The organism is Sphingobium sp., assembly GCF_003248505.1.
Classification (GTDB): Bacteria; Pseudomonadota; Alphaproteobacteria; order Sphingomonadales; family Sphingomonadaceae; genus Sphingobium.
In genome coordinates this window covers 1-7,420 of record NZ_QFOA01000112.1, presented here as the reverse complement: position 1 = coordinate 7,420, position 7,420 = coordinate 1, and the positions used below count along the sequence as shown (strand labels likewise).

Here is a 7,420-nt window from a genome sequence, read left to right as displayed (position 1 = left end):
GCCGACCTTCAGACGGTAAGCGACAAGCAGAGCCGGTTTCGACATGCTCCTAAAGCTACCGGATCAGCACCGTCACCCCCAGCTTTTTTATGCCCCCCGGTTGAGGGGCGCGGCCCGATGCGCCACGATCCGGTCGGCGACGGAACTGAAGACGAACATGGCTAAGCGACTAAGACCCTTTACGACTAAGCGGCTAAGCTCCATAAGTCGCTTAGCCGCTTAGTAGGAGCAGCAGCTATGCAAGTATGGGCCGTCATCGCGCAAAAGGGCGGGCAATCCAAAACCACCCTCTCAACCGGATTCGCCGTCGAGGCGGCGCGGGAGGGGGCGTCGGTCGTTATCCTCGATGCCGACGATCGCCAAGGATCGGCGCTCTACTGGTCCGAACGCCGCGACGACGACGACGTGATGGTGAAGGACAGCAGCGTTGCCGGTCTGCCGCTCCACGTCTCGCGCGGGCGCAGCAGCGGCAAGATCGACCTCATCATCATCGACACGCCGGCGAACTCCAAGGACATTGCCATGCTCGCAGCCGAGCAGGCGGATTTCGTCATCATCCCTGTCGCGCCGCGAGGGCTGGACGTTCATTCGGTGTTGCAGACTGTCAAGCAGGTGCAGCAGGCAGGCACGCCGTTCGCCGTTATACTGACGCAGGTTCCGCATCAGGGCGGGGAGGGGCAGGAGGCCCATGCCGGTTTCGCGGCGAAGGGCGTGACGATGTTCGACAGCCGCCTCCACTTCCGCAAGGATTTCTACAAGGCCACGCCGCTCGGCAGAACGGCGGCCGAGACGGATCCGGACAGCAAGGCGGCGGCCGAGTTGCGCGCCGCCTATGACGAGGCTAAGCGACTAAGCGGCTTTACGACTAAGCAAGTAAGCGAGGTTGGATGATGGCGAAGAAAACTTCCGCGCTCGCCGGCATCTTCGATGACGAGCCCGAGGCACCGGCACCGGCACCGGCACCGGCATCGGCTCTCGTTGCCGATGCAACTCCCGCGCCGCAGCCTGCCGTCCCGCGTCGGTCGCGGCGTGCGGCGGACACGTCGGCCCCGGCAGCACCTGCCCGGCGCAGCAGCCATCCCGGCAAGAAGCCGGTGCTGATCCACATTCCCGAAGACATGCACCGCACACTGCGCCAGCTCAGCGTCGAGGAGGGCGGGGAGCCCCTTACCGTTATCACCGAGCGGTTGCTGCGCCAGTATCTGGTCCAGCGGGGACACACCAGGTTTGCGCCGTGAGCAAGCGGCGTGATCCCAATCCCGAGTTCGACCTGTTCATTCCGGCGCTCGGTGATCTTCCGCTCAAGGACCAGCGGGAGGTCATGGAGCGCCCGTTCTTCTCGCTCCAGAAGCGCAAGCGGCTGAAGCCGATCGAGTATCGCAGCCCGGATGGCGAGGCCTGGGTGCGCGTCCAGGCCATTCCCGACTACGGCATGGCCACAATCTGGGACGCCGATATCCTGATATGGGCCGCGTCCACGCTCAACCGCATGAAGCAGCAGGGGCTGAACGACCTGCCCCGCACGCTGACAACCACGCCCTACGACCTACTGCGGGCGATCAAGCGCAGCACAGGGGGCAGGGACTATCAGGAGCTGCAAGCTGCGCTCCTCCGGCTCCAGACGACTTCGATCACAACTTCGATCCGCGCGACGAAGCGCCGGCAGAAGGCTGGCTTCAACTGGCTCGACAGCTGGACCTTCGACACCGACGCCGAAACGGAGCAGCCGCGCGGCATGACGCTGACCCTCTCGGATTGGGTCTATGAGGGCATCGTCAACGAGAAGTCGCTGCTCACCATGCACCCCGACTATTTCCTGCTCTCCGGAGGGCTGGAGCGGGCGCTCTATCGTATCGCGCGAAAGCACGCCGGCACGCAGCGCGGTGGGTGGACTTGCCGGGTAGAAGTGCTTCGCGACAAGACCGGCAGCGATGCCCAGCCCAAGGAGTTCAACCGGATGCTTCGGCGGGTGATCGAGGCCGACCAGCTCCCCGACTATGCGATGGAGCTGACCGAGACGACGGACAAAAGCCCGGCCGTGTTGTTCAGGCTCCGCGGCGAGGCCGAGGCACTAGCGCTCGCCGAGAGAATGCGCGCTGAGGAGGAGCGGCGCGCCCGTTTCGACGCCGAGCGCAAGCGGGCCGAGGAAGTCGATGCACAGATGGACCGGCTTGCCGGCCGCCGCTGACTATCGGGGTTTCACACACCGCAAGCCCAACTATCGGGGTTTCACACACCGGCCAGCGATGCTGCCTGAACCCTGACATGCTTCGGGCGATGCCGGAGCCACCAGCCAGGCTGTGGATAACTGGCGCGGGAGGCCCCTTTTCGGCTCCAGAATCTCGGGGTTTCACCCACCTTGGCGTCGGGGTATCACCCACCGCACTATCGGGGTATCACACACCGAATCACGGGGTTTCACCCACCGGGCTGTCCGGCAAGCGGTTGATAAACAAAGCAAGATTCCGCTTTTTGAGCGGCTTAACTTGTTTAACGATTCCTATTTAACAGAATCTCTTAACGACAAGGCTCACCCAAAACCGTGGACCTGAGAAGGGCAAGCGGAATTGGCCTACGGCCAATGCGCTTTTGATCCGTGCCGGCTAACACCGCCACCAGAGCGGCCTATCGGCCGCAGGGCTTCCGAAAGAAGCCAAGCGAAACCGGCGGTGTGTGCCTTCAGCGCTCCGCCAGCGGAGATGTGCGGTGAGGCGCTACCTCAAACCTCGCCTTCAATCTTCCCCGCCGGTGTGTGCGATCACGCCGGATCGAACAGGTCGGCGAACTCGCGCTGGTCATAGTAGCGAACCTTGCTGGCCCAGAGCGGGCGCTCGCCCTGGCGCAGCAGCAGGAGCGTGTCCGCCGGCATCCGCATGATTTCATCCGGCGTGACGAGCCGCCGCGCCGTGACGTGCGTGCTGACGCTTTCCGAGGGACCGGCGCGATTTCCACCCCAGCCCGTGCCGCGCGACGTGCTGAGGGTCGCATATTCCAACGTCATGTCTCCAATCGTGCGCGAGAGCATGTCGGCGGTGGCGTAATCGTTGACCCCGAACGTCTGGATCACGCCGGCATTGGACAGGAAGGTGCCCGCGCGCTCGCCATAGAGGGCGCGGAGCTGGTGCATGTCCTGGAGGATCGGCCAGAGCTGGAGGCCATAGCCCGCCATCAACCCCATCGCGCGCTCCACCGGCTCTAGTCGGCCGAGTGCGGCGAACTCATCGAGCAGGAACAGCACGGGGCGTTCCGGCCGGGCAGGGGAGCGCGCCATGTCGGTGATGGCCTGCGCGACCAGCAGGCGCAGCCAGCGGGCATAGGTATCGAGCCGATCGGGCGGCAGGCACAGGAACACCGTGCCGGGCCGCTCCTTCAGGTCCGCGAACCGGAAGTCGGAGGCGGACGTGCTTTCGACCAGGCGCGGGCTGTCGAGAAAGTGGGTGTGGCGCTGCGCCGAGGACAGCACGCCGGCGGCTTCGCGATCGGATTTGCCGAGGTGGCGGTTCGCGGCGCGCGCGATCAGGCCATGCGCGCCGGTGCTGGCCTGCATGTCCACCAGCAGCGCGGCGAAGCCAGCGGGGTCGCGGGTGAGCTTATCGCGCACGGTGGCGAGCGTGGCGCGGGCAGGGGGTTCGTGGACGATGGTGTGCAGGATCACGCCCGCGATCAGCGCCTTGGCTTCCTCGTTCCAGTGCGCCTCGCCCGATTGCCCCGGCGCATCGTGGACCAGAGCGTCGGCAATCGTCTGCGCATCTTCCGCGAGGTCCGGGCTCGCCGGGTCGAGCTGCGCCAGAGGGTTGTAGCGGGCCGCAGGACGCCCGGAGACGCCGAAGGGGTCCAGACACCACACAGCGCCCTTCCTGGCCCGCGCACGGGCTGTGGCGCGGGCATTCTCGCCCTTGGGGTCGATGCACACCACGGAGCGGTCGAGCAGGAGCAGGTTGGGGATGATCGTGCCGACGCCCTTGCCCGATCGGGTGGGTGCGATCGTCAGCAGGTGGGCCGCGCCGTCGTAGCGGAGCAGCTTGCCCGACTCCTTGGCGCGGCCGATCAGGAGATCCCCACTCGCTTCCAGCTTGCGCACGTCAGCACGGTTGCCGAAGCGGGCGGAGCCCAGCAGCTCGTTCCTGCGGTTGCCGGCCCGGCTATTGATCCACCAGGTCGCGCCGATCAGGCCGACCAGGACCAGGAACGACACGGTGCCGGAAATCTGCCCGACGCCGAAGATGCCTTCCAGCCATCGCGCCGTCGCATAGGCCGCGACGAACGCGACGACGATCGCGAGCCGCCAGCTTATCGGCCGACGCCCGCCGATAAGCGGACCAGCCATCAGCAGGCCTGTTCCAGCGGCGTGATCGCCAACTCCGGATCGGCGTCGGGATGGTCGAGCAGCCTGAGCAGGATTTGCGTGGCGAGGGGAGGGGGCACGGCCTCGTCGCGCAGCATGTCGAACAACGCCTCGTCGTCGGCGCTAAGCGTCATGCCCTCGATCGCGAGGTTGGCGCGGGATTCGGCATCGGCTTCGCGCCATTCCGCCACGTCAGCGGGTGTGCCGCGCTCGAAATCCAACGCGCGAACTTCGCGGCGGATCGCGTCGAGGTCGAAGGTCATCGTCGGCTTCATCCTTCCCCAGGCTGGCGGTAAGGCGGCTATTTGGGAGCCAACGCGAAGTTCACGCGCACCGTCACCATCCCGGCGTTGGTTCCTGCCATCACGGGAGGGCCCTGTTCGGCCTGAACCGCGACAACAGGAGAGGGCGGGGGCGCGACGGGAACGAGGCCTGTGTTCAGATCGGCCATTTGCGGCATGTAGCCGCCCTGGCCGCCATCGTGGATGGCGAGCACCCGATCGATGCGAAGGCCGGCGGCGTTGGCGTAGGCCTCAGCTTTTGCGCGCGCAGCCTTGTAGGCGGCGTCATAGCCGCTCAGGCTCGCCTTCTCCGGATCGGCGATCGAGAGGTTGGGGCCAGACACGATATTTGCGCCAGCATCGGTCACAGCGGCGATCGCCTCGCCCACCCGTGCCGTGTCGCGGACCCGCACGGTCAGCGTGTTGCTCGCCTCGAAGCGCCCCTTATTGGGGCCATAGTCCACGCGATTGACCGACAGGCTTCGGGTCTGGATATCGCGCGTCGGCACGTTCAGCCGGGCAAGGGCGGCTGTGATCCGGCTCATGACTTCGGCGTTCTTCGCGCTGGCGCTTTTCGCATCAGCCGCCACGCTCGACAGACCAGCGGTGAACAGCGCTTGATCGGGCGCGGCCTCGGTGTGTCCCGTGCCTGTGACCGTCAGCAATGTCTCGCCGGCTTGGAGGCCATGCGGGTCGGCGGGACTACGATCGCAGCCGGCAAGAACAGCGCACAGCGGCAAGGCCCACAAAATCTTGCTCAAGGTAGTCGCTCCTCTACATTGCTTTCTGCATCGAACGCGCGTTTGCCGCGCCGCTTCCAGAGCGCCAGCGTGTCGCCGGCCTCGCCGCCGCGAGCGCGGCCGACCAGCTCCAGCAGCGCGCCGTAGATCGTCGCGCGATCATCGTCGGCGAGTTCGACCAGGCCGGCTTTCTGGACGAGGCCGCCCAGCTCGATCAGGTGGCGGGTGCGTTTGCGGCGTTGCACGACCCAGGCTCGCGTATCGTTACGACGCCGCGCCGCTTCCAGACGCTGGATCAGCGCCCGGTTGCGCATTCCCGCCGTCGCCGTTGCCGCCAGCAGTCCGGCCACCTTTGCGCCCGCGCCGTTGAAAGAAAGCGGAGCCCTTCGTGCGCCACGCCTCCTTCGCTTCCGCATCCTTCGACGCAACGGCATCGAGCAGCGCGCCGGCGAGCGTTTCCATGTCGAGCGCATCGGCCCCGGTGGCGGTGACGAGCTGGCCGAGCTGTTCGATGCGACGCGCCTTGATCGCCTTGGCGCGGCTCTCCAGCGCCTTCAGCTCGGCATCGTAGTCCCGCACCTTTCGCATATCCGTTTCTCCCTCAGAAGATTGCGAACACGAGATGAAGCACCGCTGCCAGTTCGGCGACGGTAACCGGATGGTCGATGTGGCCGATCACCGTGCCGCTATCATCGGTGATCTGTCCCTCTGCGAAGGCCGCGAGCTGAGGGCCTGACGTTCCGGCGTAAACCTCGCCGCGGTCGATGCGAGCGAGTTGCATGCTGCCCATGCCTTTGAACACGCGGTCGCCTGCAATGTAGAGGAGCTGAATCCGGCCCGAACCGCCGTACACCTTGTCATTGTCGATCGAAGCGATCTGCGTGTCACCGTCACCCTTGAGCAGGCGCATGCCATCGATCGTGGCGATAGGTGCTTCGCCTGCTTCCCTGTAAATCCGGATCATCGTCACAGTCGCCTTCCTTGAAGGTCAGCATGCCAGCCTCATTGATGAACAGCAAGTCAATCAGCAGGAGCGGAGCGAATGATGAGTGCGCGCTTATACGTCGTTGCCGACGTGCGCTTGAGGAGGCAGTATAGAGGCTGTCATGGCGATCTATCATTTCTCGGCCAAGGTCATCAGCCGTGCAAGCGGATCGAGCGCCGTTGCGAGCGCCGCCTATCGCTCCGCATCCGAGCTGCATGACGAGCGGCTTGGGCGGAACCATGATTTTTCGAACAAGGCCGGCGTCGTCCATTCGGAAATCTTGGCTCCCGAAGGTGCGCCGGAGCGTTTAAACGATCGCGCGACCCTGTGGAACGAGGTGGAGGCCGGGGAGAAACGCAAGGACGCGCAGCTCGCGCGCGAGGTGGAGTTCTCGATCCCGCGCGAGATGAGCGAGAAACAGGGCGTTAGCCTCGCCCGCGATTTTGTGGACAAGCAGTTCGTCGAACGCGGGATGGTCGCGGACCTTAATGTGCATTGGGACAAGGCAAAGGACGGCACCCCGAAGCCGCACGCGCATGTCATGTTGTCGATGCGTGAGGTTGGACCTGAGGGGTTCGGCAAGAAGGTCCGCGCCTGGAACTCAACCGAGCTGTTGAAGGAGTGGCGAGAGGCATGGGCCGCCCACGTCAACGAACGCATGGCGGAGCTGGGGCTGGAAGGGCGGATCGACCATCGCTCCTACGAGGCGCAGGGGATCGAGCTTGAGCCCCAGCACAAGATCGGGCCGATGGGGAAACGGCACGAGCTTGAGGGACAGCCGCACCGCAACGCCGACGATCATGTGCGGATCGCGCGCGAGAACGGCGAGAAGATTATCGCCAAGCCGGAAATCGCGTTGGATGCGATCACGCGGCAACAGGCGACGTTCACCACCCGCGACCTGGCGATGTTCGTCCACCGGCACAGCGACGGCAAGGAGCAGTTCGACCAGGCCATGAGCGCGGTGCGGTCCTCGCCCGAGCTGGTGGCGCTGGGGAAGGACGGACGCGACCAGGAGCGGTTCACGAGCCGCGAGATGATCGCGGTGGAGGAGCGGCTAGAGCGCGCT

General features: G+C 65.4%; 10 protein-coding genes. 4 read left to right on the top strand and 6 right to left on the bottom strand.

Features of this window, described 5'->3' with window-relative positions:
* Positions 1-237 precede the first annotated feature (237 nt).
* From DI606_RS18845 to DI606_RS18835, 3 genes are read left to right on the top strand one after another with little or no spacing between them, the layout of a single operon-like run.
* The gene (locus tag DI606_RS18845) at positions 238-891 is read left to right on the top strand and encodes a ParA family protein (RefSeq protein ID WP_093068411.1); all 654 of its coding nucleotides are present in this window, start codon (positions 238-240) and stop codon (positions 889-891) included.
* Positions 891-1,238: a hypothetical protein gene (locus tag DI606_RS18840; protein WP_093068437.1), complete on the top strand. Its 348-nt coding sequence runs from the start codon at positions 891-893 to the stop codon at positions 1,236-1,238. The genes DI606_RS18845 and DI606_RS18840 overlap by 1 nt, the downstream gene beginning before the upstream one ends.
* Entirely contained in the window at positions 1,235-2,188 is a 954-nt protein-coding gene (locus tag DI606_RS18835; protein WP_024021610.1) for a replication initiator protein A, read from the top strand. The genes DI606_RS18840 and DI606_RS18835 overlap by 4 nt, the downstream gene beginning before the upstream one ends.
* A 570-nt stretch (positions 2,189-2,758) precedes the next feature.
* Here DI606_RS18835 and DI606_RS18830 read toward each other — a convergent pair.
* From DI606_RS18830 to DI606_RS18805, 6 genes are read right to left on the bottom strand one after another with little or no spacing between them, the layout of a single operon-like run.
* On the bottom strand, positions 2,759-4,327 hold the full coding sequence (locus DI606_RS18830) for a type IV secretory system conjugative DNA transfer family protein (protein WP_293985403.1): 1,569 nt from the start codon (positions 4,325-4,327) through the stop codon (positions 2,759-2,761).
* On the bottom strand, positions 4,327-4,608 hold the full coding sequence (locus DI606_RS18825) for a hypothetical protein (RefSeq protein ID WP_293985401.1): 282 nt from the start codon (positions 4,606-4,608) through the stop codon (positions 4,327-4,329). Before DI606_RS18825 ends, DI606_RS18830 begins: the two co-directional genes overlap by 1 nt.
* A 38-nt stretch (positions 4,609-4,646) precedes the next feature.
* Positions 4,647-5,387, bottom strand: a complete 741-nt coding sequence (locus DI606_RS18820; RefSeq protein ID WP_293985399.1) for an SIMPL domain-containing protein — start codon at positions 5,385-5,387, stop codon at positions 4,647-4,649.
* Positions 5,384-5,611 (bottom strand): conjugal transfer protein TraD, encoded by a 228-nt coding sequence (locus tag DI606_RS18815; RefSeq protein WP_293985412.1) that lies wholly within the window; start codon positions 5,609-5,611, stop codon positions 5,384-5,386. Before DI606_RS18815 ends, DI606_RS18820 begins: the two co-directional genes overlap by 4 nt.
* A gap of 19 nt (positions 5,612-5,630) precedes the next feature.
* Positions 5,631-5,954: a conjugal transfer protein TraD gene (locus DI606_RS18810; protein ID WP_293985397.1), complete on the bottom strand. Its 324-nt coding sequence runs from the start codon at positions 5,952-5,954 to the stop codon at positions 5,631-5,633.
* Positions 5,955-5,967: 13 nt separating this feature from the next.
* Positions 5,968-6,336, bottom strand: coding sequence for a hypothetical protein (locus DI606_RS18805; protein ID WP_293985395.1), 369 nt, complete (start codon positions 6,334-6,336; stop codon positions 5,968-5,970).
* A 136-nt stretch (positions 6,337-6,472) separates the two neighbouring features.
* Here DI606_RS18805 and mobQ point away from each other — a divergent pair.
* The coding region (mobQ, locus tag DI606_RS18800) for a MobQ family relaxase (RefSeq protein ID WP_293985393.1) at positions 6,473-7,420 on the top strand (948 nt) is incomplete at its 3' end.

Coding starts and splice junctions, on each gene's coding strand:
- DI606_RS18840 (WP_093068437.1), top strand. CDS start 891: ATGGCGAAGAAAACTTCCGCGCTCGCCGGCATCTTCGATGACGAGCCC.
- DI606_RS18845 (WP_093068411.1), top strand. CDS start 238: ATGCAAGTATGGGCCGTCATCGCGCAAAAGGGCGGGCAATCCAAAACC.
- DI606_RS18810 (WP_293985397.1), bottom strand. CDS start 5,954: ATGCGAAAGGTGCGGGACTACGATGCCGAGCTGAAGGCGCTGGAGAGC.
- DI606_RS18825 (WP_293985401.1), bottom strand. CDS start 4,608: ATGACCTTCGACCTCGACGCGATCCGCCGCGAAGTTCGCGCGTTGGAT.
- DI606_RS18830 (WP_293985403.1), bottom strand. CDS start 4,327: ATGGCTGGTCCGCTTATCGGCGGGCGTCGGCCGATAAGCTGGCGGCTC.